We start from the raw sequence: 21,572 nt of genomic DNA, 5'->3' as shown, positions 1-21,572 counted from the left end.
GAGTGGCTCTCGAACCGTGACCGAGCCCACACGCGACGAGCGCGTCGAACTCGCGCTCGACCTCCTCGCGCACCTCGAAGCCGACGAACTCTCCCTCGCCGAGGTCGTCGACCGCATCGAGACGGTCACCACGGACCCGACGCTCACCCGCGACATCCTCGACGCGGCGGAGCTTCGCGGCATCATCGAGCGCGAGGGCGGCCGCATCCGTCACAACCGCGGCGGCACGTTCGTTCGGTTCGAGAGTCAGGTCGTCCAACGCGAGGGCGACTTCGACTGCCGCCGCTGCGGCGCGTCCATCTCGACGGGCCACTTCGTGCGGTTCGACTCCGGCGAACTCGGGCCGTTCGGCTCGTCGTGTGTGAGAAAAGTACTCGGGCGGGAGTAGGTCGCCGCGGTCGTCGCCGGTCGCGCGACCGCGTTACCGCCCGCGGCGGAGTTCTTCGATGAGCTGTTCGACCAGCTCCTGCTGGTGGCGAATCTGCTCGCTTTGGGCCTCGACGACCTCGCGGAGCGACTCGACTTCGGCAGCGAGAGCGGCGTAGTCAGCGTCCGCGGTGGCGGTATCGCCCGCCTCGGACTCGGCGGCCGATTCGAAGCCCGACCCTTCGAATCCGAGGTCGTCGGCGCCGGCGACGTTGCCGGACGACTGCTCGGCGGCCGGCGACTCGGCGGCCGACTGGGTCGTCGCGGCCTCGGCCGCCTTCGCTTCCGCCACCGCGCCGGTCGCGGCGGCAGCCTCGGCGGACCCGGTGGACTGGTTCCGAGCGGCCTGCTGGGTCGGCTCGGCGGGCGCGGCGTCCTCGGAGCGAGTGGCGTTCGCCGGCTCGTCGGATAGCTCGCCGGGGTTCGCGCTCAGCGGGTCCGGCCCCGCACCGAAGTCGGTGTTGTCGCGCTCCGTGTCGGCGCCCTCGGCGGCCGCCTGTGCCTGTTCCATCTGGACGCGGAACTCTTCGAGGCTGCCGACGCCGTGGTAGTCACACAGCGCCCGCGCGAGTTTCTCGCGAACGAGCCGCGCCTGTTCGTTGGGAATCTTGAACCGCTCTTGGCGGCCGTCGACGGTGAGTACGACCGTCGTGGCGACGCTTCCCGACTCGAATTCGAGGTCGGTCACGTCAGCGAAGCGGTACGCCTCGTAGTCCTCGTCCCAGACCGCGCTCCCGATGTGCCGGACGACGCGGGCGTCGGTGATAACGAACGTGAGTTCGCTGAACCGGAACGCCTGAACCAGACGCTCGCCGTCTTCGTCGGTCACGCCGGCGGCCGACAGGACGCCCTCGACGATGGGCTGGAGTGCGTCGTCGAGTCGCTTCGCGGACAGCGAGAACGTCTCGCTTCCGTCGAGACCGTAGTCCAGCGATATCTTCGCTTTTCGTCGCCCCTCCTTGACGGACAGTTGCTCGGCAGCGTGCGAGAACTCGTCGACGGACTCGTCCGAGAGGAGGCCTTCGGCCCGATAGACGAGCGTCCGCGTCGGAGTTACAAACAGTTCGTCCTCGCCCCCGAGGTGGACGCGGGTCACCACGTCTTCCTCTCCGAGGACGGACTGGACGATCTCCGGTTGGCTCATGCGTGTGTGCACCCGGTGTTGGGACATAAATCCGCGGGTGATGACTCGAATCGAGTGCCGTGGTGACCCGTCCCGCGGTCGTCGGAGATGAGAAGCTTAAATACAACCAGCACACAACGGGAAGTTGAGCCCGGGTGGCTTAGCTGGACATAGCGCCGCACTCATAGGGTTTCACAATCGGTGCGGAACGCCTTGGAAGCCTCCGCCCCCCGCGAGGTCATGCCGGCCTCGCACCTGGGACATGCGGAGATCGTGGGTTCGGAGCCCACCCCGGGCATTCTTCGACTTCAGTACGTGATTGACTAATACGGGCATCGCAATGCCGTCCCCTGATTCTTCACTTCGATACGGGTTCGTCTGAAACTCTCAGAGCACGACCGAGACGGAGCAAGCAACGTTGGACGCTTCAACCCCACAAGGGTTCGTCTGAAACGCAAATCCGGGGGTTCGTCCGGCGCGTTGTTGGCTACGCTTCAACCCCACAAGGGTTCGTCTGAAACTCTCATCGCAGGATGCCTTTGCACGTCCGGGTCAGGCTGGCTTCAACCCCACAAGGGTTCGTCTGAAACGTGCGTCTCCTTGATTTGGTGTTCTGGGTCGTGGTCGCTTCAACCCCACAAGGGTTCGTCTGAAACACTGGGAGGGCATCGCGTTCGGTCGCGGCAACTCCCAGCTTCAACCCCACAAGGGTTCGTCTGAAACTCTGCGGTGTCTCAACCGGATGAACGACCGCATCAAGGCTTCAACCCCACAAGGGTTCGTCTGAAACAACTCGACTTTTGCTTCGTCGATGGCCCGTTCGAGCTTCAACCCCACAAGGGTTCGTCTGAAACGCTCGCGGCGTTGACGAACGGCGAGCGCCACCGCGTGCTTCAACCCCACAAGGGTTCGTCTGAAACAATCATCCCGCGGTCCCAGTTAATCCACTCCTCGCGCGCTTCAACCCCACAAGGGTTCGTCTGAAACCAACGAGCGTGTGCGTCGCATCCGGATCGACGACGCGGGCTTCAACCCCACAAGGGTTCGTCTGAAACTTACCACCGGGTCGAGGACGAACTCCCACCGAACCACCGCTTCAACCCCACAAGGGTTCGTCTGAAACGTTCGACGTGACTGGGACCAACCTCCTGATGGTCACTGGCTTCAACCCCACAAGGGTTCGTCTGAAACTCCCGTCGAGCCGCTCTTTCCAGTCTCGCAAGTGTCTGCTTCAACCCCACAAGGGTTCGTCTGAAACTGCTGAACGTTCAGCAACGCGCCGCCCGCACCGCCGAGCTTCAACCCCACAAGGGTTCGTCTGAAACCGCGTCGTCGGGCGCGAGTCGGTCGGCCAGCACGCGGCTTCAACCCCACAAGGGTTCGTCTGAAACTAGGGCGCGAGCTCCTCGTCGTCCTTCCGCTCGTCGCTTCAACCCCACAAGGGTTCGTCTGAAACTGGTAACGTATGGTCCTCACAAAGACAAGGTGGTGGGAGCTTCAACCCCACAAGGGTTCGTCTGAAACAAGTATGAAACGATCATCGATACCCGTGGTTCGGAGAAGCTTCAACCCCACAAGGGTTCGTCTGAAACCATTTTCAGATCATCTCTCCCGATCCGAGGGATATGCTTCAACCCCACAAGGGTTCGTCTGAAACAAAGTCCGCGGTTGGATCGTCGTTAAACCCCATGTGCTTCAACCCCACAAGGGTTCGTCTGAAACGCAGTATTTCTTGGAGCCGTGACCGGTGTCCTGCTTCGCTTCAACCCCACAAGGGTTCGTCTGAAACAAGTGGCGTCTGGTAGCCGCACCCGACACATTCGCTTCAACCCCACAAGGGTTCGTCTGAAACTTCATTAGACATCCCATTCGAGGCGGATGTCACGAGCGCTTCAACCCCACAAGGGTTCGTCTGAAACAAGTTTGCTATTCTTGTGAGTCTAAGTTTTCAGGATGCTTCAACCCCACAAGGGTTCGTCTGAAACGCCGTTCAACTCGAAGAACGCGAGGTTTTCCGGGTCCGCTTCAACCCCACAAGGGTTCGTCTGAAACAACTCCCAACCATAGTGTTCTATGGAAAGCTATAAGTAGCTTCAACCCCACAAGGGTTCGTCTGAAACCCGACGGACCGATGCAGACGAAGACGGTCACGGCGCAGGCTTCAACCCCACAAGGGTTCGTCTGAAACCAGGTCGATTGCCTGCCCTTCGAGGTAGGTGGTGCTTCAACCCCACAAGGGTTCGTCTGAAACCGCGACAGCCAAGGCAGCCGCAGCCGGGAGTGGGCGGCTTCAACCCCACAAGGGTTCGTCTGAAACCAGCGCCATCAGGATGCCTGCGAGTTCTTCCTTCGTGCTTCAACCCCACAAGGGTTCGTCTGAAACAACTACTGTTCCGGCGACGGACCAGCATACGGAGCCGCTTCAACCCCACAAGGGTTCGTCTGAAACGGTCTTCAAACCCGTGGAATTGTTGTCCTCGGCTTGAGCTTCAACCCCACAAGGGTTCGTCTGAAACTGTCTGTCCCCATTCCGTCGCCCCCACGCGCGCCGTTGCTTCAACCCCACAAGGGTTCGTCTGAAACTATTTCCACAGCGACAATGTTAGCGAGGCGGACATGGCTTCAACCCCACAAGGGTTCGTCTGAAACAAAGCTGGAAACACTACCGCGCCGCAGTCGCCGCAGGCTTCAACCCCACAAGGGTTCGTCTGAAACCGTTAGTCATGGCTCTTGAGTTGGGTGATGAGCAGTGAGCTTCAACCCCACAAGGGTTCGTCTGAAACGTCGCCGAACTGGACCGCCGAGCGAGAGTACGTCTTTGCTTCAACCCCACAAGGGTTCGTCTGAAACCATCCCGAATTCACGGGTACAATGACGTGTATCACCCGAATTCAAAAGAGTGTTTCCGTCGACCCTCAATTCACCCGAAACCCCCGGGGGGTCGACGAAAACGTCGGGTCGTCACTGGCGGTGTCGAGAACCACTCGGGCAGTCGTCACGCGGTCGGTTCGTCCGCGGGGCGCGGCCGCACGCCGAAAAAATTCGAGGGGGAGCGTCGAGAGCGCTAGTCGAGCGGGTCGTCGAGTTCGCCCATGACCGCTTCGAGGGCGTCGGTCGCGGTGAGGAGGCCGACGACCTCGCCGTCCCGCAGGACGAGCGCGAGTTCCTGGTCCTCGGCTTGGAACTGGTCGAACGCGTCGCTGACGTTCGTGTCGGCGGCGAGCGTCATCGTCGGCGCGGCAATCTCGTCGAACGAGCGCTCGCCGGCGCGGAGCGCCTCGAAGTTGTCGATGATGGAGGGCGCGTAGACGACGCCGCGGAAGTCGGTGAGCGACTCACCGACGAGCGGGAAGCGGGTGTGCGGGGTGTTCCGAATCCGCTCGAAGTTCTCGCCGGGCGTCGCGGTCGTCGAGAGCGCGACGATGTCGGAACTGGGAATCATGATTTCGCTGATGGAGAGTTCGTCCACGTCGAGCGCGTTGAGCACCTCGTCGCGGCGCTCCTCGGGGAGTTCGCCCTCCTGAAGCAGCGAGTGCAGGCGCTCGCGGAGTTGGCCGCGGGACTCGATGACGTCGGTCTCGGTTTCGAGCCACGCGCCCGTCATCTCGATGCCGAAGAGCTTGAGCGTCCACTTGGCGACCCAGTCGCCGAACTTGATGAGCGGCGAGATGGCGACGTAGAACCAGTGCAGCGGCGTCGCGCCGTAGCGACAGACCATCCGGGAGCGCTCGACGCCGAGGTACGTCGGCGTCTGCTCGCCGTGGGTGAGGTGCAGGAGGTTGATAATCAGGTAGGCGATGAGCGCGCCGGCCCCGATGGTCGCGAGCGTCGTGCCGGCGAACAGCGGCTCGAACAGCGCCGCCAGGGCGGGCTCGGCGACGATACCGACGGCGATGCTCGACGCCGTAATTCCGACCTGACAGGTCGTGAGATACAGTTCGAGCTCTTGGGTCATCTCCCAGGCGCGTTCGAGCCGAGAGTCGCCGTCGACGAACTCGGACTCGGTGAACTGTCGGGCGCGCGTCAGCGCGAACTCGATGGCCACGAAGAAACCGTTCGCGAGGATGAGGAGTACCCCCGCGACGAGTCGTATACCGATCTCTGTTGGGTTCATCTGTGTCGGTGTCCCGTCCGTTCGAGCGCGACCGGTTAGAAAGCATCGGTCGTCCGAATATATATGTAACCAGTTGTCGGGAGTCGGTTATAAATTGAGGAAAACTGCTGTTCTGATAATCTTGTCGGGAAGGTTAATGTCGCGGCCGACAGACGACCACGTGAATGACGAGTCGAGAACTCGACGCGCTGGACAGGCGGATACTGTACACGTTGCAGGCGGAGGCGCGCCGCACGTCGTCGACCGACATCGCAGACTCGCTCGACGCCTCGGCGAGCACCGTCCGGAACCGCATCCAGCGGCTCGAAGCCGACGGGGTGCTCCGCGGCTATCACGCCGACGTGGACTACGAGCGGGCGGGCTACCAGCTGTACACACTTATCGTCTGTACGGCACCGATTCCGGAGCGCGAGGAACTGGCCGAGGCCGCCGCCGCGGTTCCGGGCGTCGTCGAAGTACAGGAGGTGATGACCGGCGAGCGGAACGTCATGGTCCGGGCCATCGGCGTCGACGGCGACGACCTCAGCCGCATCGGCGAGGAGTTAGACGAACTGGGCCTCCGCGTCTCCGACGAGGACCTGATTCGGAACACCCACCGGAGCCCGTACGCGAAGTTCGGGGATGGCGACGAGTGACCGACTGCACGAGCGGCGACACGCCGTCTCACGGGGGAGTTCGCCTCGTTTCGTCTCCGGTGACGCGGTTCCCGAACCACCGGTACAGCTTTGATAGGTGATAACGAACTGGTAATCGCCGTTGTCAGAGACCCTCCCGTTCGCGTCGGTCTCTCGCCGACCGAATGCCCCCCACCACCACCATCACCACCAGAGCGGTTCAACGCGCTCCGACAACGGGTAGACGCAGCTGCAACAGCATCGCGCGGTCGAGGTCCCCGCACTCGCCGCGTGGTACGCTACGTGGTTTCACCGGACGACCGCCCCCGGTCGTTCGCTTCCGACGGCGTCCACGCCTCGGTTGTTCGTTCTCTACCCCCGTTTGTGACCCGTGAGCGACGCGCCCGCCGGTCGAGAGTCGCCGTCCGAGCGACTACTTCGGGTGGGGCCTCCGCCGCGCCGAGTGCAGCGGTGTCGTCGGCTGTCCGAGGCTGCCGGCACCGGGGTGGACCGAGTCGGCCCGAGCCGAACCGGACCGGACCGAACTGGACCGAACTGGACGGAATCGAACGAGCCCGGGGAAATCTCCGAGTGACGCTGCCGACGGCAGTAAGGGATATGTCGGTCGCGTCCTACGAAACCTCGTATGGACGACGACGCCGGACGGAACGCGTGCGCTATCGAATCCCCGAAGGGCAGACCCTGCCCCTTCTGCGGCACGTCGATGGACCACCGCCACTGCAAGTACGTCTGCCCGGAACACGGGGTCGTCTACGATTGCAGCGACACGTTCTGGTAACGAAAACTGACAGAAGCCGCCTGAGATGGAACCGCCGCGAAGTCGGGGGATTCGCGGGTTGATTTCACGACGGCACGAAGCGTTATGTCGGCGGCGGCCTAACAAACGGCCGTCCTCCCCGGTCAGTTCAGTTGGTCCCGAGTCGGACGCGCCCACGCACACGAAACGATGCTCAACGAATCACAGGTCGAGGCGGGAAAAGACATCCAACAGCGGACGGGAAAGACGTTTTACTTCGCGACGCGGCTCCTTCCGGAGCGCGTCAGACACGCCACGTACGTCCTGTACGCGTTTTTCCGCGTCGCCGACGAGGTCGTCGACGCCGAGGAGACCGCGCCGCCGGCACAACAGCGCGACCGGCTCGAACGCCTCCGCGCCGAGGCGCTCGGCGTGGTCGAGACCGACGATCCCGTCCTGTCGGCGTTTGCCGAACTCAGAGCGCGCTACGGTATCGACCCCGACGACGTGAACGTCTTCATCGACGCGATGGAGTCGGACATCGAGAAGGACCGCTACGAGACGTACGCGGAGTTAGAGACGTACATGGACGGGTCGGCCTCGGCGGTCGGCCGGATGATGACCGCCGTCATGCGGCCCGACGACCCCGAGGCGGCGCTCCCGCACGCGACGGCGCTCGGGCAGGCGTTCCAGATGTCGAACTTCCTCCGCGACGTGGGCGAAGACGTGGTCGAGCGCGGCCGGGTCTACCTCCCGCAGACGACGCTGGACCGCCACGGCGTCGACACCGAACAGATTCTCGACCTCGACTTCGACGAGCGCGTCGCCGACGTGATGCGCGACGAACTCCGCCGCACGGAGTCGCTGTACCGCGACGGCGTCGCCGGCATCGAGTACCTCCCGGCGGACTGCCAGTTCCCGGTGTTGCTGTCGGCGGTGCTGTACGCCGACCACCACCGGTCGATTCGAAAGCTCGACTACGACACCCTCACGACGACGCCCGAACTCGGCTTCGGCCGGAAGCTCACGCTCCTCGCGAAGACCGCGGCGTACTGGGCCGTCTGGCGCGACCCCGTCGCCGTGTTCAAGGCCGTCAGCGTCGTCCCGTACCCCGACGACGACGAACTCGACGCGGAGTTCGGCCCCGGTTCGACGCCGGTCGACCACTCGCGGCGGAGCGGGCGCGTCTCGGGGTGGCTTCGGTCGCTGAGCCGCTGGGGCTCGGACTGACGGCGTAATTTCTCCGCGAGTGAAACGGTTTACTGGGTGGCCGACGGAGTCCTCTCCATGTACCGCGTCACCCTCGACACCCGGTTAGACTGTCCGCTGGGACGGGTGACCGCCGCGCACGACGTGACGCTTACCACGCCGTACTGGAATCTCTCGCCCGAGACGGGTCGGTGTGACCTCTGGGTCGAAGCCTCGTCGCCCGGGCGGTCGCAGTTGGAGTCCGGCATCCGGGCGCTCAGAGACGCCGACGGCGTCAGCTATTTCGAACTCAAGCGGAAGCGCGGCTCGCACGCGACCGCCCACGTGGTGCTCGAAGAGACGGTCGCCATCGAAACGGTCCTCGCCAACGGCGGCGCGGTCATCGGCCCGCTCCGCGACAGAGACGGCTGGGAGCGGTGGCATCTCGGGTTCGCCGACGCCGACGCCGCGGCAGCCACCCTCGACTCGCTCGACCGTCGCTACGAACTCGCCGTCGTCGAGCAGACGCCGCTCGACGACTCGATTCCGACCGACGTCTTCCGACACTTCCACGAGGCCGCGACGCTCCTCGACGGCTGCGACCGACTCACCGACACGGAGGCGCGAGTGCTCCGAACCGCGGTCGAACACGGCTACTACGAGACGCCGCGGAGCGAATCGCTCGCCTCTCTCGGTGACCGCTGCGGCGTCTCCGACGTGGCCATCTCGAAGACGCTCCGCCGCGCTGAGCGAAAACTCCTCGGGGCCGCCGTCTCCGCGCTCGCCGGCCTCGATGGGTTCGATTCCGACCCCGACTCCGATTCCAGCTCCGACCCCGACTCCGATTCCAGCTCCGACCCCAATTCGACGAACGCGCGACCCGACGGCGGGGGTTAGCATCCTAACCCTCCGGTTCTCCGGGGTCGCCGGCGTAGGTCTCGGTGATGAGCGCACACGCCGACGCACCGCTCTCGACCGCCGACGGACCGAAGCCGACACCAGAGACGCACCCACAGACCGCCGACTCGCTCACGCCCGCGACCCCGCTGTCTCCCATCTTCACGCGCCATGGTCGGTGAGTCGCTTCCCGCCGGTCGCTCTCGGAGCGCCGCCCTGTTCGTCGTCTTGGCGGCGCTGTGGGGCGGAGCGTACCCCGCGGTGACGCTCGGGCTGGAGTCGTTCCCGCCGGTTCTGTACGCCGCGCTCCGACTCGACATCGGCGCGGCGCTCCTGTTGCCGTACGCGGCGTGGCGCGCCGACTACTGGCGACCCCGGACGAGACGCGATTGGGCGGTCGTCGCCGCGGCCGGACTCCTGTCGCTCGCGGGGTATAGCGCCCTCCAAAACATCGGTCAGCAGAGCGTCCCGAGCGCGGTCGCGTCGGTGCTCGCGGGGTTGATTCCGATACTGACCGTCGGCTTCGCGAAGCTGTGGCTTCCCGACGAGCGGTTCGGCCCGGTCGAACTGCTCGGCGTCGCCGTCGGCTTCCTCGGACTCGTCGTCGTCACCGACCCGGAGCCGGCGAACCTCCTCGGAGCGAACGCGACGGGACAGGCGATACTGGTGCTCGCCGCGGCGGCGTTCGCGCTCGGCGGCGTGCTCACCCAACGAATCGAGACCGACCTGCCGTTCGCCGCCCAGACCGCGTGGGCGATGGTCGTCGGGGCCGCCGCGACCCACCTCGCCAGCGCCGCGAGTCCGACGGAGTCGCTGGCGCAGGTCGACGTGTCGCTGGCTGGCATCGGCGGCCTCGTCTACCTCGGCGTCTTCGCGAGCGCGGTCAGTTACCTGCTGTACTTCTCGCTGCTCCCGCGGCTCGGCTCGGTCGAACTCAACCTCGTCACCTACGCCGTCGCCGGCTTCGGGACGGTGTACAGTTGGCTCCTGTTCACGGAGCCCGTGACCCCGACCACGCTTCTCGGCTTCGGGCTCATCCTGCTCGGCTTCGGCCTGCTCAAGTGGAAACGACTCGGGGCCGTCTACCGTGGCCGGCGTCGCGGCGTCGAGTCTGACTGAGGGACAGCACAGGAGTCGCGCCAGACGAGCACGAGCACGAGCGCGAGCGATTCCCGGCGCTCAGGAACGCCACGGCAACCGCCGCGGGAGCCGGAGGAGCCGCGAGTCGAACCGGTCCGTTTTGAGCAGGCCGACGCCGAACAGCGCCGCGACCGCGACGGGAATCCAGTTGCCGAACCACGCGTTGATGCCGCCCCAGAGGATGACGAAGCTCACGAGGTCGTCGAGCATGAACTCCGTGCGGTCGAGGCGGGCGAGAAGCGCCTCGCGGTCGAACGACCGGTCGAGCGCGACGACGGCGACGGTCGCGCTGACGACCCAGCCGGCGTAGTTCGAAAGCGGGACGCCGTAGAACAACAGTGCGTCGTCGCCGAGGCGGTAGTACTCCCAGAAGCCGAGCGCGACCGCGCCGGGGTCGAGCACCACGTCCATGGCGAGGACGGCCGCGGTGACGACGCCGAGGCGGACGGCCCCGTTGCGGGCGCGGTCGCCCAGCAACAGCAGACACAGCAGGTAGGCGTTCATCACGAGCGGGATGAAAAACACCGGCAGGCCGATTGGAACCCCGGCGACCGTCGGCCCGAGGTCGACGCCGTAGTGGAACCAGCCGTACGGCCAGCCCGTGGTGACGCCGGTGTACTCGATGGCGTAGGCGTAGGTGGTGAGCGCGCCGACGCCGAGTGCGGCACGTCTGGTCACGAGCGGGAGGACGCCCACGATGAGCGGCGAGCGCATCACGAGCGTCCCGAGGAGGATGAGAAACGCGTTGAACGCCAGCGGGTCGGGGAGCCAACCCATCGCGCTGGCGACGAGGAGCACCGCGCCGTTCAGCGGGAAGAACACCGAGATGGTAAAGCGGTTGTCGCGCACCAGCCGGTCGAGCGCGTCTTCGGCCTCGCGGCGGCTAGAAGGGAGCCGCGCTCGCAGGTCGCTCGCGCTCACGGGCGCACCTCCGGGGACTCGCCGTTACCCATTGACGAGCCTCCAGAGCGCCCCGAGGGTGATGAGCATGCCGACGACGGTGTTGATGACGGGGTACCACCAGTACGCCCGGTCCACGTCGACGCCGGCGGCGACGATGCCGAGGACGACGACCGGATAGGCCGCCAACAGCGCGCCGAGACGGAGGTCGACCGCGGCGAAGGCGACGGCGGCGAGCGCCCACGTCGCGGCGCAGTACCAGTAGGTCCGGCGCTCGCCGAGGGCCGTCGCGGTCGTCCGAATACCGGCCTCGCGGTCGGGTTCGATGTCCGGAATCGCGGAGAACGTGTGCATCCCCATCGTCCACAGCCACGCGCCCGCCACGGTGAGCATCGGGGGGTTCGACCCCGAGACGGCCGCGTAGGCGGCGACGCCCGGCAGGACGTACAGCCCGTTCGACACCGAGTCGAGAAGCGGCGTCGTCTTGAACCGAAGCGGCGGCGCGCTGTACTCGACGGCGAGGAAGAAGTGCGCGGCGAGCCACGGCCACGCGACCCGCGGGACGACGGCGAACAGGCCGAGTCCGAGCAGGCCGCTCGCGGCGACGACGGCGGTGTTTACCGGGTCGCCGCGCCAGCGCGCCTCGCGGTCGTCTTTCTTCGGGTTCGCCTCGTCAACGTCGGCGTCGAACACGTCGTTGACGCCGTAGAGAAAGACGTTCGCGGGGACGAGGAAGTACGCGAACAGGGCGACCGACTGGCGGCCGAACAGGTCGGCGGGGGCGCTCGCGGCGGCCGCGACGCCGACGACGACGGGGCCGGCGAGGTAGAGCCAGAAGCGGGGTCGCGAGAGGACCGCGAGGTAGACGAGGCGGTCGCGGAGCCCGCCGTTCTCGGGTCCGCTACCGCCGGGTGTGCCACCCTCGCGGTCCTCGCGGTCCTTACCGCCTTCACCGGCCTCGGTCCCTGCGGCCATGTCGGCGCTCACCTCGCGTCGTCGGCCATCTCCTCGGCGGTGAGCTGGCCGCTGATGAGACACATCGGGACGCCGATACCCGGCGTGGTGAACGAGCCGGTGAAGTAGAGGCCGTCGACCGCGTCGGAGCCGTGGGGCGGGCGGAGCAGCGCCGTCTGGAACAGCGTGTGCGCGAGGCCGAGCGCCGTGCCCTGCGTGCTGTTGTAGCGCTCCTTGAAGTCGTTCACGCAGAACGTCTCCTCGACGACGATTCTGTCGCGGAGGTCGACGCCGGTGTTCTCGGCGATGTCGTCGAGGACGAGGTCGCGGTAGCGCTCGCGGCGTTCCGGCGTGTCCTCCAACCCGGCCGCGATGGGGACGAGCGCGAACAGATTGCTGTGACCCTCGGGTGCGACCGAGTCGTCGGTCTTCGACGGCACACAGAGGTAGTACGCGGGGTCGTCGGGCCACGCCGGGTCGTCGAATATCGTCTCGAAGTGGTCGTCCCAGTCGGTGGGGAGGACGAGCGTGTGGTGGGCGAGTTCGTCCACGTCGCCCTCGACGCCGAGGTAGAGCAGGAACGCCGAGGGGGCGTACGTTCGGGAGTCCCAGTAGTCGGCGTCGTACTGGCGCTTCTTCTCCGGGAGGAGTTCCTGTTCGGTGTGGGCGTAGTCGGCGTCGGAGACGACCTGGTCGCAGAGGAACTCGCGGCCGTCTTCGGTGCGGACGGCGAACCCGCCGCGGCGACCGGCGATTTCGGCCACGGGCGAGTCGGTGTGGAACTCGACGCCCAACTCCCCGGCGAGGTCGACGATGGCGTCGACGACGCCCGCGAGGCCGCCGTCGGGGTAGTAGACGCCCATGTTGAAGTCGACGTGGCTCATGAGGTTGTAGAGCGCCGGGGTGTTGTTCGGCGCGCCGCCGAGGAACACCAGCGTGTACTGCATTATCTGCTGGAGCTTCGGGTGGTCGAAGTAGTTCTCGACGTGGTCCTGCATCGAGCCGACGAGCGACAGCCCCCACGAGTACCGAAACACGTCGAGGTCGATGTAGTCGGTGAGGGCCGGGCGGTCGGTGTAGACGAAGTGTTCCATCCCGATTCGGTAGTTCCGCTCTGCCTTCCGGAGGTAGTCGTCGAGCCTGTCGCCCGCGCCGGGTTCGTAGGACTCGAAGGTGGCCTTGTTGGCCGCGATGTCGGGGAGCATATCGACGCGGTCGCCGTCCTTGAAGAAGATGCGGTAGTGGGGGTCCAGCCGCGTCAGTTCGTAGTAGTCCTCGGGCCGCTTGCCGAAGTAGGCGAAGAAGCGCTCGAACACGTCGGGCATGAGATACCACGACGGCCCCATATCGAACCGGAAGCCGTCGCGTTCGAGCGTGCTGGCTCGGCCGCCGAGCTGTTCGTTCTTCTCCAACAACGTCACGTCGGCACCGGCGTCCGCGAGATAGCACGCCGTCGAGAGGCCGCCGAAGCCGCCGCCGACGACGACGACGGACTCGCCGGCGAGAGAGTCGAGGGCCGAGACAGAATTCATGTCCGTTCGTACGGACGTTGAGGGCATAAATCGACTGACCGAATCGACCGCCGTCGGGGGGTAGCTTTAGGCTCGGTCCCTCCCTACGGCCCCGCATGAACGACACCACCGCGGTGGTCACGGGTGCGAGTTCCGGCATCGGCGCGGCGGTCGCGCGCGCCCTCGGTCGCGCCGGCGCGACGGTCGTCGCCTGCGCCCGCGACGGCGACGCCCTCCAGTCGGTCGTCGACGATATCGAACGCGACGGCGGCAGCGCCAGCGCGGTCCGCGCCGACGTGCGCGACGAACTCGACATGGAGCGCCTGATGGAGACGGCGGCCCGCGCCGGCGGACGCATCGACGTACTCGTCGCCAACGCCGCCGTCGCCCACGGGACGCCCGGCGAGATGCCCGCGCCCGAGGACTCGTACGCGGCGTTCGACGACACCCTCAGAACCAACGTCCGCGGCGTCTTCGCGGCGGTCAAAGAGGCGCTGCCGCACATGGCCGACGACGGGCGCATCCTCGTCCCCTCCGGCTCCATCGCCCGCGAGGCGAAACCGGGGATGGGCGCGTACGCCGTCTCCAAGGCGGCCGCCGAGGCGCTCGTCCGGCAGTTCGCCGCCGACTGCGGCCGGACCGTGACGGTCGTCGACCCCGGCCTCGTCGCCACCGACCTCACCGGCGGGCAGGGCCGCGACCCCGACGACGTGGCCGACCTGTTCGTCTGGGCGGCGACCGACGCCGACCCCGCCGAGTTCGACGGCGACATCGCGGACCTCAAGGCGTGGAAACGGGCGACGCGCTGAGGCCTCCCGCCGTTTCGACCCACCCGTTCCGCCGGAACCGCGCCCCTTATTAATCCCAATCGGTTCGTTCACAATATGAACCGTTCGACGGCGACGGCCATCGGCGCGGGGAGCGTCGCGGCACTCGTCGCGCTCTCCGCGTACGCCGCGAGCGTCGAGGCGTGGAACCTCCTCGTCGTCTCGTGGGCCGCCTTCGGCGCGATGGCGCTCGCCGCCCCCCTCGGCGCGTGGAGTCGGGCCGAGCACGCCGAGGGCCTCGTCTGGGGCTACGGCCTCGCCAGCGGCGCGATGGTGACGAGCGCCGCGGTGTTTCTGGTCCCGCAGGCGCTCGGCCATCACCCCCAGTTCGGCGGCTTCGGCATCGCCTTCGGCATCCTCGCGGGCTTCGCCGCCCACACCGTCGGCCACCGCTTCGCCCACATGGAGTTCCCCGTGGACCGCACCGTGACCGAACTCTCGGCGCACGCCGTCTCCGCGGGCGCGATTATCGGTATCGTCTACGGGAACATCGACGTGGGCGTCGGCCTCGGCCTCGCCATCGTCTCGCACAAGGGACCGGCCGGGTACGCGGCCGCTCGGCGGCTCTCGGGTCGGGGCGAATCGGTCGCGCCGTTGCTCCTCCCCGCGGCGGGCCTCGGTATCGCCGCCATCATCTCCAGCGCGGTGTCGCTCCCCGCGACCGACGCCTTCCGCGGAGTCGTCTTCGGCTTCGCCTCGGGTGTGTTCCTCCACGTCGCCATGGACTTCCTCCCGCGCTGCGAAATCGGCAGCGAGATTCACGAACTGCTGTCGGTCGAAGACGGCCACGCCCACGCGATTCTCGACCGCCTCCGGGTCCACGCCGCGCTGAGCACCGGCGTCGGCGGCCTCGCCGTCTTCGCCGCGTGGCTGGTGCTCAACTAATCTCTCGTTCGCTCGCCGGCCCGAGGTAGCCCCACGCGAGCAGTCGGTCGCCGTCGCCGGCTATCCAGCGCTCGCCGATGTCGTCGCGGTAGTACAGGTTCGGGATGACGATGTCGTCGACGCGGTCGTACGCCTGTTTTCTCGCCTCCTGCATCGTCTCGCCCTTCCCGGTGACGACCAGCGGGATGCCGCTTTCGCCGGCGGCGCGCCACTGCCCGTCGACGAGTTTCGCGTCCTCGATGTGGACGCCCTCGCGGCTGTCGGTCTCGAAGACGACCGCCGCGTTGCGGGAGTTCTCGTCGTAGGTTTTCTCGTCGGTGAAGGGGAACGGCGGCAGGACGATGCGGACCGCGATTTGGTAGCCGCCGTGGACCGAAAGCTCGGGGTCGTTGCCGTGGGCGAGATCGAAGAAGAACTGCGCCGTCGACGACTCGAACGACTCCTCTTGGAGCGTAATCGTCGGGTAGCCGAACCGCGGGGTGAACTCCAGCGGATAGATGCCGTGTTCGTTGACGATGCAGTTGATGTCGATGCTCCCGACGTAGCCTTTCTCGGCGAGCCACGGTTCGAGCCGGCCCAGCGTCTCCTCGAACAGTCGGTTCCGCCTGGCCCAGAACATCGACGTGCCCATCTCGCCGGTCGAGGGGCCGATGTTGCCCGGAAAGAGCTTCTTGTGCTCGAAGTTGAAGTTCACCGGGTCGACGAACGTCTCCCCGTCGAAGAAGCCGCAGACGGCGATTTCGACGCCTTCGACCTTCCGCTGGAGCTGAAAGCCCTTCATCCGGTGGCCCCACGCCTGCTTGTACGCGCGGAGCACCTCGACCACGTCGCTCCCGTCGTCCTCGTTGCCGACGTAGAGGAGTCGCTTGACGTTCTGCACCTCGCCGAGCGGCTTGATGACGTAGGGGGCGCGGTTCCGCCGGACGTACTCGATTCCCTCGTCGAAGTCGCGGAAGACGCGCTGTTCGACCGTGTTGACGCCGTGTTCTTCGAGCACGTCCATCGCGTAGCCGCGGTCCTCTTCGAGGCGGTCGGTGTTCGGCGTCCCGCCGACCACGGCGTGGCCCTCCTCGCGGAGCTCCTGAGCGAGCGCGCCGGTGCCGATGTCCGAGCCGACCCAGATGTCGTCGAAGACGATGACGTCGGCCCACTCGACCTCCGCGCGCCAGTCGTCGGTCTTCGGGACGAAGCCGTCTCCGATTTCCCTGTCGTGCTCGGCCTCGATGTAGTACCGCACGTCGTGGCCCTCTCTGCGGACCTGCCACGCGAGGTCGGTGATGAGCGCGGCGTCCGCCGACACGAAGAGGAAGTTCATATCTCTCGACTCGGGCGGCGGCCTGAAAACTGTGTGCGTGGTGAGAGGTAGCGCGGGCCGCTCAGTCGCTCGTCAGCCGGCGAAGTTGGACGGAGACGCCGAGCGCCGCCCCGAGGAGCAACACGAGGTTAAACGCCATCTGGAACGGCGCGCGGTACTCGGGGTTCACCCACGTCGTGATAGTCTGGCTGGCGTTGAGGTAGAACTGCAACGCCGCGATAAGCGCGAGCAACAGCAGTCCCGCGAGGACGGCGTAGTCGAGGAAGCGGCGCATCCGCTCCGCGAACTCGCGGTTCTCGGTTTCCTCGTCGTCTATCGCGTCCTCGGTACTCTCGGTCGGCTCTGGCGTCGAGTCGGTCGATACCATCGTCTCGATGTCGGCTTCGTCGGCAGTCGTCGAGTCGTCGCGCTCGCTCATTTCGACCACCTCCGGGCGACGAGGACGGCCGCGAGCAGTCCCACGACCGCCACGAGCGGGCCGAATCCGGGTGCCGATGAGGAGGTCTGAGTCGGTTCGTACGCGGTTTCCCGCGGCGCGTCGCCGCCGTCGCCGTTCTCGAAGTCTTCGACGCGGAGTTCCACGTCTTCTCTGGTCTGGTTCACGCTAATCGTCCTCGTTGGGTTCAGGTTCGCCGCGCCGCGGGCGGTGTCGATGACGACCCCGTCGCGTAGCAACACGGCGTCGATGTAGTAGTTGTAGTCGTTCGGGACGCTCGCCGACGCGTCCACCGTCTCGGTTCGCCCGGCCTCGATGGTCCCCGCGTCGACCGTCGTCCGAGAGGCCACGATGTTGGACTCGGCCTGCCGGAGGACGAACAGCACCGAGAGGTCCTCGGCCGGGTCGTCGCCGGCGTTCGTCAGCGTCGCCGTCAGGTCGAGCGTCGTCCGGTCCTCGCCGGTCTCCGCGATGGCGAAGGAGACGGGCGGAAGCGCCTCGCTGTCGGTGAACGAGGTGGTCGACTGGAGGTACGGCGGCTTGATAGCCGAGACGCCGCGGACGCTTTTTCGCGCCTCGTCGACCCGCTCGTCGTCGCTGTATAGGACGACTTCGACGTCGTAGCCGCCCTCGCGGGGGACCGTGAGATTGGTCGTCGCCGCCGTCTCACCGTCCTTCGAGAGCGTCCCCACGTCGAGTTCCTGCGTCGTCGTCAACAGTCCCGACTCGGCGTCGACGGCGCGGACGAGGACGCTCACGTTCTGCGTGGGATTGCCTCGGTGGTCGATTCGTGTCTCGATTTCGAGGGTGACCGTCTCCCCCGTCGCCTCCCCGGCCGCGATGGAGACGCCGGCGACGTCCACCGGACCGGGACGGACGGGCCCGTCGTCGGTGGGGTCCGCGATGACCCCCGGAACGACGGCGGCGGCGACGAGCGCCACGACGACGACGCCGACCGCTCCGGCGGTAAGGAGGGCGTTTCTTTCCATACCCGACTGACATTTACGATTGGGTAAATGTTTTGTCCCCCGACAGGGTGACGGCGCGGGCGACGCGACGGAGACGCCGCGGCCGCGGGAACCGCCCCGCCACCGAGAGTGTCATGGTGAGTGTGAACACACGCTTTGCCCTCGGAGCGCGTATCTGTACCGCTATGTCGAAGGCGATGCAGCAGGCGACGTGTTCGTGCGGGTTCAGCGTGACATCCGAGAACAGAAACGAGGTGGTGAAAGTGATTCAGGAACACGCCCACGACGAACACGGAAAAGAGATGACGAGAGACGACGTGCTGGCGATGATGAAGCAGGCCTGACGAGCGCGGTCGGGCGTGGATTTTTATAGGACGGCGTAGCGATATGGGACATGGCAACATACGTTATCGGGACGAACTCGGTCCACACGAGCGCCGAAGTCTGCGACTACCTCTCGCGGCGCATCGACGCCGGCGACGTGGTCCACGTCGTCAACTCCCACCCCGGCGGCGACGACACCGACAGCGAGGACGTCCGCGACGGCGAAGACGCGCTGAACGTCGTCGTCTCCCGACTCGGTGACCTCGTGGACGTAGAGACCCACCAGTACATCCGCGGCAACGACGCCGCCGACGACGTCCTCCAGTGCGCCGACGAACACGACGCCGACGAAATCGTCATCGGCATCCGAAAGCGCAATCCGACCTCGAAAATCGTCTTCGGGAGCACGGCACAGGACGTGCTGTTACACTCGAACATCCCGATGGCGGTCGTCCCGCTCGAAAAAGTCTGAGTGGCGCGCCCGAGACTGGCCGCGGCCGGCTCAGTTCCCGCTTCGATACTCGACGAGTTCCATCTCGAACGCCGGCGTGTCGTCGCCTTCCTCCTCGTAGAACGCCACGTAGCCCGGCAGCGGGCTCTCCGGGGTGACGCAACTCTCCCAGAAGACGCTCCCGTTCGTCCGGACGACGAACGCTGCACACTCTAAGCCGGCGTAGGTCGAGAGCGCTTCGACTTCGAAGCTGACGGTCCCGTTGGGGCCCGAGGACTCCCAGCTGTCGCCGACGCTGAGGGTCTCGCCGTCGACGCCGTTGTAGTACGGCGAGTCGAATCCGAGGGTGGCGACCGACCCCGACGGCGTCCCGGCGAGTTCGCCGTACACCTCGTCCGGCGGCGCGGTCACGGTCTGTTCGGTCGTCCCGTTGGGCGTGACCAGTTTCGTCCGAACCGTCACCTCGTCGTCGGTCGCGGAGACGACCTCCCACTCGTAGGTCGCGGTGCCGTCGATGCTTCGACTCTCGATATCGTAGCGGTAGTACTGCCCGGCCCGGTACCGCTGGTCCCACGTTTCGTTGAACGTGACTGAGGTGCGTTCGGCGGCGTTGCCGCTCTGGTTGGCCGACTCGCCGTCGGCGGTCGTCGTCGCGTCTGTCGCGCCTGTCGCGTCTGTCGTCGGTTCGGTCGCGGCCGTGGCGTCGCCGCCGACGCCGCCCCCGCACCCGGCGAGGAGAACCATGACCGCGGCGAGGAGCACTCGCGCTGCTTTGGGTTGCATACAGGACACGAGAGACCACCCGGGGTCATAATAGACACGTCAGACGGCGCGACGCGGCGGCGCGGCGGAACGGGCAGGGACGACCCGGTCAGTTGTCGTCGTTGTCGTCGTCGGCTTCGAGCACCTTCTCGGCGAGCGTCGGCACGAACGTCCCGATGTCCGTGACCATCCCGATGGCCTGCGAGGAGCCGCGGTCGAGCAGTTGCGTGACGGTCGCGGGGTTGATGTCCACGCAGACGGTCTTCGCCGTCGACGGCAGGCAGTTGCCGACGGCGACAGAGTGCAGGAGCGTCGAGAGCATCAGCACCATGTCGGCGCGGTGGGCCTGCTCGCGGATGGCGTTTTGCGCCTCGATGGTGTCGGTGATGGTGTCCGGCAGCGGGCCGTCGTCCCGAATCGACCCCGCGAGGACGTACGGCACGTCGTGTTTCACGCACTCGTACATCACGCCCGATTCGATGAGTCCCTCCTCGACGGCCTCGGCGATGCCGCCGGCGCGGATGACCTCGCTGATGGTGTAGATGTGGTGTTTGTGGCCCTTCCGGGGGTGTTCCATCGTCTCCATGTCCATCCCGAGGGAGGTGCCGTACAGCCCGCGTTCGATGTCGTGGGTGGCGAAGCCGTTGCCGGCCGAAATCATGTCCACGTAGCCCTCGCGGACGAGTTCGGCGAGGGCGTCGCCGCCGCCCGAGTGGATGAGCGCCGGCCCGGCGACGACGAGGACGTTCCCGCCGTCGGCTTTGGTTTCGCGGAGCGCCTCGGCAACCTCTCCGATGAGCGACTCCGAGGGGCGCTCCGAGGAGACGCCGCCCTGCATGAATCCGAAGGGACCGGAGGCGTCGCGGGGGCGCTCCGGCGGCTTGACGCGAATCCCCGCCTCGTCGGTGACGACGAGGTCGCCCTCCTCGATGCCGTTGAGGACCTTCGTGGAGGCCCGCGGGCCGTCGTCGGTCTCCTCGATGACTATCGCACAATCCATCTCGATGTCCTCGACCGGGAGCCACTCGCCTTGATACCGAACGTCGGTCGGGTGGTTCGTCGTCGAGTAAAAGCCCACGGGAACGACCCGGTCGGCCGGCGAGGCCTCGACGCGGGCGTCGACGGGGTCCGTGAGGTTCGCGCCGATTTGGTGGAGTTCGTGCAGTATCTCCTGGAGCGTCTCGCGGTCGTCCGCGGACACCGACATCCGGCAGTAGGAGGGCTCGTCTTTCTGCCGGCCGACGTCGAACTGCTCGACGTCGAAGTCGCCGCCGAGGTCCATCACGATGCCCATGGCCCGTTGCATCATCCCCGAGTCGATGATGTGGCCGTCGAGTTCGACCGTGCGCGTGAACGTCATCGACGGAGAGAGGGGGAAGGCGGCAAAGTGGGTTACGGACGCGCGGACGGGGCGACGCTGAGAAAAGCCGGGGTCGGTCGGCGTCCAGTTGCGTCCAGTTCGGGTCGGGCTCAGAGGAAGAAGCTCTTGAACGTGTTGGCGACGGTCCAGACGACCTGGTCGACGGGGTGGCCCCGCTCGCCGTTGACGCGGATGCGGTCGTCGGAGAGGGCGCTTCGCACCTCGGACATCGGCTCGGGCGACTCGGCGATGGTTTCGAGCGTCTCTCGGTCCGTCGTGATTCGGGTCGACGCCTCGCTGTCGGGGCCGGTCGACAGGTCCTCGATTCGCATATCGTCTCGCACCGACGCGGAGAACACCCGAGTCTCGCCCCCGTCTTCGACGTAGACGTTCACCGTTCGCCCCGCGACGAGACTCCGGGCGAACGAGACGTCTAACTCTTCGACGTTGTCGTTGTACAGCGCGACCCCCTCTTCGAGGAGCCGTTGTGTGTCGGCGTCGCTCGGCGCCTCCGACTCCTGTGCGACCACCGGCGCGGACGCGGCCACCGTGACGAGCGCGACGGCGAGGAACAACGAGACGAGACGGGTGGATGTGGACATTTCTGTGTGGTATAGGCC

Annotated in this window: 22 protein-coding genes, 1 tRNA gene and 1 CRISPR repeat array; of the genes, 11 read left to right on the top strand and 12 right to left on the bottom strand. The window is 66.4% G+C overall.

What is annotated here, in order from left to right; all coding sequences use genetic code 11:
- Positions 1–16 precede the first annotated feature (16 nt).
- On the top strand, positions 17–388 hold the full coding sequence (locus DVK03_RS10515; RefSeq protein WP_006601439.1) for a DUF5830 family protein: 372 nt from the start codon (positions 17–19) through the stop codon (positions 386–388).
- A gap of 33 nt (positions 389–421) precedes the next feature.
- Here DVK03_RS10515 and DVK03_RS10510 read toward each other — a convergent pair whose 3' ends face one another.
- Positions 422–1,570 carry a hypothetical protein gene (locus DVK03_RS10510; RefSeq protein WP_115802892.1) on the bottom strand — a complete coding sequence of 383 codons (1,149 nt, stop codon included), beginning with the start codon at positions 1,568–1,570 and terminating at the stop codon, positions 422–424.
- A 128-nt stretch (positions 1,571–1,698) separates the two neighbouring features.
- Between DVK03_RS10510 and DVK03_RS10505 the strand changes: the two genes are divergently transcribed.
- A tRNA-Met gene (locus DVK03_RS10505) sits at positions 1,699–1,847 on the top strand.
- 57 nt (positions 1,848–1,904) lie between these two features.
- Positions 1,905–4,399: a CRISPR direct-repeat array (repeat unit 30 nt; unit sequence GCTTCAACCCCACAAGGGTTCGTCTGAAAC).
- 214 nt (positions 4,400–4,613) lie between these two features.
- On the opposite strand, the gene DVK03_RS10500 is transcribed toward DVK03_RS10505, so the two are convergent.
- On the bottom strand, positions 4,614–5,663 hold the full coding sequence (locus DVK03_RS10500; protein ID WP_004062441.1) for a CNNM domain-containing protein: 1,050 nt from the start codon (positions 5,661–5,663) through the stop codon (positions 4,614–4,616).
- Positions 5,664–5,827: 164 nt separating this feature from the next.
- Here DVK03_RS10500 and DVK03_RS10495 point away from each other — a divergent pair, with 164 nt between their 5' ends.
- The 4 genes from DVK03_RS10495 to DVK03_RS10485 all read left to right on the top strand — a co-directional run bounded on the left by DVK03_RS10495 (position 5,828) and on the right by DVK03_RS10485 (position 9,119).
- A complete protein-coding gene (locus tag DVK03_RS10495) occupies positions 5,828–6,298 on the top strand; it encodes an Lrp/AsnC family transcriptional regulator (protein WP_004042506.1) in 471 nt (156 codons plus the stop codon).
- 625 nt (positions 6,299–6,923) lie between these two features.
- The gene (locus DVK03_RS20055; RefSeq protein ID WP_004042510.1) at positions 6,924–7,076 is read left to right on the top strand and encodes an HVO_2523 family zinc finger protein; all 153 of its coding nucleotides are present in this window, start codon (positions 6,924–6,926) and stop codon (positions 7,074–7,076) included.
- 168 nt (positions 7,077–7,244) lie between these two features.
- Positions 7,245–8,264, top strand: coding sequence for a phytoene/squalene synthase family protein (locus tag DVK03_RS10490; protein WP_115802891.1), 1,020 nt, complete (start codon positions 7,245–7,247; stop codon positions 8,262–8,264).
- Between the two features lie 57 nt (positions 8,265–8,321).
- Positions 8,322–9,119, top strand: a complete 798-nt coding sequence (locus DVK03_RS10485; protein WP_115802890.1) for a helix-turn-helix domain-containing protein — start codon at positions 8,322–8,324, stop codon at positions 9,117–9,119.
- 4 nt (positions 9,120–9,123) lie between these two features.
- Here DVK03_RS10485 and DVK03_RS19810 read toward each other — a convergent pair whose 3' ends face one another.
- Entirely contained in the window at positions 9,124–9,279 is a 156-nt protein-coding gene (locus tag DVK03_RS19810; RefSeq protein WP_158543170.1) for a hypothetical protein, read from the bottom strand.
- Between the two features lie 11 nt (positions 9,280–9,290).
- Between DVK03_RS19810 and DVK03_RS10480 the strand changes: the two genes are divergently transcribed.
- A complete protein-coding gene (locus DVK03_RS10480; RefSeq protein ID WP_115802889.1) occupies positions 9,291–10,238 on the top strand; it encodes a DMT family transporter in 948 nt (315 codons plus the stop codon).
- A 60-nt stretch (positions 10,239–10,298) separates the two neighbouring features.
- Here the strand turns inward: DVK03_RS10480 and cruF are convergent, their stop codons facing one another.
- Genes cruF through DVK03_RS10465 form a run of 3 tightly spaced genes read right to left on the bottom strand, consistent with a single transcriptional unit; the run spans position 10,299 to position 13,645 of the window.
- Complete coding sequence (cruF, locus tag DVK03_RS10475) at positions 10,299–11,180, bottom strand: bisanhydrobacterioruberin hydratase (protein ID WP_115802888.1); 882 nt, start codon at positions 11,178–11,180, stop codon at positions 10,299–10,301.
- 24 nt (positions 11,181–11,204) lie between these two features.
- Positions 11,205–12,146, bottom strand: a complete 942-nt coding sequence (locus DVK03_RS10470; RefSeq protein ID WP_115802887.1) for a prenyltransferase — start codon at positions 12,144–12,146, stop codon at positions 11,205–11,207.
- Entirely contained in the window at positions 12,143–13,645 is a 1,503-nt protein-coding gene (locus tag DVK03_RS10465) for an NAD(P)/FAD-dependent oxidoreductase (RefSeq protein ID WP_004062435.1), read from the bottom strand. Before DVK03_RS10465 ends, DVK03_RS10470 begins: the two co-directional genes overlap by 4 nt.
- A 95-nt stretch (positions 13,646–13,740) precedes the next feature.
- On the opposite strand from DVK03_RS10465, the gene DVK03_RS10460 reads away from it, so the two are divergent.
- Positions 13,741–14,433 carry an SDR family NAD(P)-dependent oxidoreductase gene (locus tag DVK03_RS10460; RefSeq protein WP_004062434.1) on the top strand — a complete coding sequence of 231 codons (693 nt, stop codon included), beginning with the start codon at positions 13,741–13,743 and terminating at the stop codon, positions 14,431–14,433.
- 75 nt (positions 14,434–14,508) lie between these two features.
- On the top strand, positions 14,509–15,336 hold the full coding sequence (locus DVK03_RS10455; RefSeq protein WP_004062433.1) for a zinc transporter: 828 nt from the start codon (positions 14,509–14,511) through the stop codon (positions 15,334–15,336).
- Here DVK03_RS10455 and DVK03_RS10450 read toward each other — a convergent pair.
- The 3 genes from DVK03_RS10450 to DVK03_RS10440 form a co-directional block, all read right to left on the bottom strand.
- Positions 15,329–16,651 (bottom strand): phosphoribosylamine--glycine ligase, encoded by a 1,323-nt coding sequence (locus DVK03_RS10450; RefSeq protein ID WP_115802886.1) that lies wholly within the window; start codon positions 16,649–16,651, stop codon positions 15,329–15,331. The genes DVK03_RS10455 and DVK03_RS10450 overlap by 8 nt on opposite strands.
- A 61-nt stretch (positions 16,652–16,712) precedes the next feature.
- Entirely contained in the window at positions 16,713–17,078 is a 366-nt protein-coding gene (locus tag DVK03_RS10445) for a hypothetical protein (protein ID WP_004062431.1), read from the bottom strand.
- Positions 17,066–18,076, bottom strand: a complete 1,011-nt coding sequence (locus DVK03_RS10440) for a PGF-CTERM sorting domain-containing protein (protein ID WP_004062430.1) — start codon at positions 18,074–18,076, stop codon at positions 17,066–17,068. Before DVK03_RS10440 ends, DVK03_RS10445 begins: the two co-directional genes overlap by 13 nt.
- A 164-nt stretch (positions 18,077–18,240) precedes the next feature.
- On the opposite strand from DVK03_RS10440, the gene DVK03_RS10435 reads away from it, so the two are divergent.
- Entirely contained in the window at positions 18,241–18,399 is a 159-nt protein-coding gene (locus DVK03_RS10435) for a DUF1059 domain-containing protein (RefSeq protein ID WP_158250835.1), read from the top strand.
- A 50-nt stretch (positions 18,400–18,449) separates the two neighbouring features.
- Positions 18,450–18,851, top strand: coding sequence for a universal stress protein (locus tag DVK03_RS10430; protein ID WP_004062428.1), 402 nt, complete (start codon positions 18,450–18,452; stop codon positions 18,849–18,851).
- Between the two features lie 30 nt (positions 18,852–18,881).
- Here DVK03_RS10430 and DVK03_RS10425 read toward each other — a convergent pair whose 3' ends face one another.
- The 3 genes from DVK03_RS10425 to DVK03_RS10415 form a co-directional block, all read right to left on the bottom strand.
- Positions 18,882–19,592, bottom strand: coding sequence for a hypothetical protein (locus DVK03_RS10425; RefSeq protein WP_115803320.1), 711 nt, complete (start codon positions 19,590–19,592; stop codon positions 18,882–18,884).
- A gap of 109 nt (positions 19,593–19,701) precedes the next feature.
- Positions 19,702–20,952 carry a TIGR00300 family protein gene (locus DVK03_RS10420; protein WP_115802885.1) on the bottom strand — a complete coding sequence of 417 codons (1,251 nt, stop codon included), beginning with the start codon at positions 20,950–20,952 and terminating at the stop codon, positions 19,702–19,704.
- 110 nt (positions 20,953–21,062) lie between these two features.
- Positions 21,063–21,554 (bottom strand): hypothetical protein, encoded by a 492-nt coding sequence (locus DVK03_RS10415; protein WP_004062425.1) that lies wholly within the window; start codon positions 21,552–21,554, stop codon positions 21,063–21,065.
- Positions 21,555–21,572 lie beyond the last annotated feature (18 nt).

This window comes from Haloferax sp. Atlit-109R (assembly GCF_003665865.1).
Lineage (GTDB): Archaea > Halobacteriota > Halobacteria > Halobacteriales > Haloferacaceae > Haloferax > Haloferax volcanii.
Note: the sequence above shows the minus strand (reverse complement) of the source record. Positions and strands in the feature narration are given on the sequence as shown.

Coding starts and splice junctions, on each gene's coding strand:
- DVK03_RS10415 (WP_004062425.1), bottom strand. CDS start 21,554: ATGTCCACATCCACCCGTCTCGTCTCGTTGTTCCTCGCCGTCGCGCTC.
- DVK03_RS10495 (WP_004042506.1), top strand. CDS start 5,828: ATGACGAGTCGAGAACTCGACGCGCTGGACAGGCGGATACTGTACACG.
- DVK03_RS10465 (WP_004062435.1), bottom strand. CDS start 13,645: ATGAATTCTGTCTCGGCCCTCGACTCTCTCGCCGGCGAGTCCGTCGTC.
- DVK03_RS20055 (WP_004042510.1), top strand. CDS start 6,924: ATGGACGACGACGCCGGACGGAACGCGTGCGCTATCGAATCCCCGAAG.
- DVK03_RS10500 (WP_004062441.1), bottom strand. CDS start 5,663: ATGAACCCAACAGAGATCGGTATACGACTCGTCGCGGGGGTACTCCTC.
- DVK03_RS10460 (WP_004062434.1), top strand. CDS start 13,741: ATGAACGACACCACCGCGGTGGTCACGGGTGCGAGTTCCGGCATCGGC.
- DVK03_RS10490 (WP_115802891.1), top strand. CDS start 7,245: ATGCTCAACGAATCACAGGTCGAGGCGGGAAAAGACATCCAACAGCGG.
- DVK03_RS10450 (WP_115802886.1), bottom strand. CDS start 16,651: ATGAACTTCCTCTTCGTGTCGGCGGACGCCGCGCTCATCACCGACCTC.
- DVK03_RS10440 (WP_004062430.1), bottom strand. CDS start 18,076: ATGGAAAGAAACGCCCTCCTTACCGCCGGAGCGGTCGGCGTCGTCGTC.
- DVK03_RS10430 (WP_004062428.1), top strand. CDS start 18,450: ATGGCAACATACGTTATCGGGACGAACTCGGTCCACACGAGCGCCGAA.
- DVK03_RS10510 (WP_115802892.1), bottom strand. CDS start 1,570: ATGAGCCAACCGGAGATCGTCCAGTCCGTCCTCGGAGAGGAAGACGTG.
- DVK03_RS19810 (WP_158543170.1), bottom strand. CDS start 9,279: ATGGGAGACAGCGGGGTCGCGGGCGTGAGCGAGTCGGCGGTCTGTGGG.
- DVK03_RS10480 (WP_115802889.1), top strand. CDS start 9,291: ATGGTCGGTGAGTCGCTTCCCGCCGGTCGCTCTCGGAGCGCCGCCCTG.
- DVK03_RS10485 (WP_115802890.1), top strand. CDS start 8,322: ATGTACCGCGTCACCCTCGACACCCGGTTAGACTGTCCGCTGGGACGG.
- DVK03_RS10420 (WP_115802885.1), bottom strand. CDS start 20,952: ATGACGTTCACGCGCACGGTCGAACTCGACGGCCACATCATCGACTCG.
- DVK03_RS10455 (WP_004062433.1), top strand. CDS start 14,509: ATGAACCGTTCGACGGCGACGGCCATCGGCGCGGGGAGCGTCGCGGCA.
- DVK03_RS10435 (WP_158250835.1), top strand. CDS start 18,241: ATGTCGAAGGCGATGCAGCAGGCGACGTGTTCGTGCGGGTTCAGCGTG.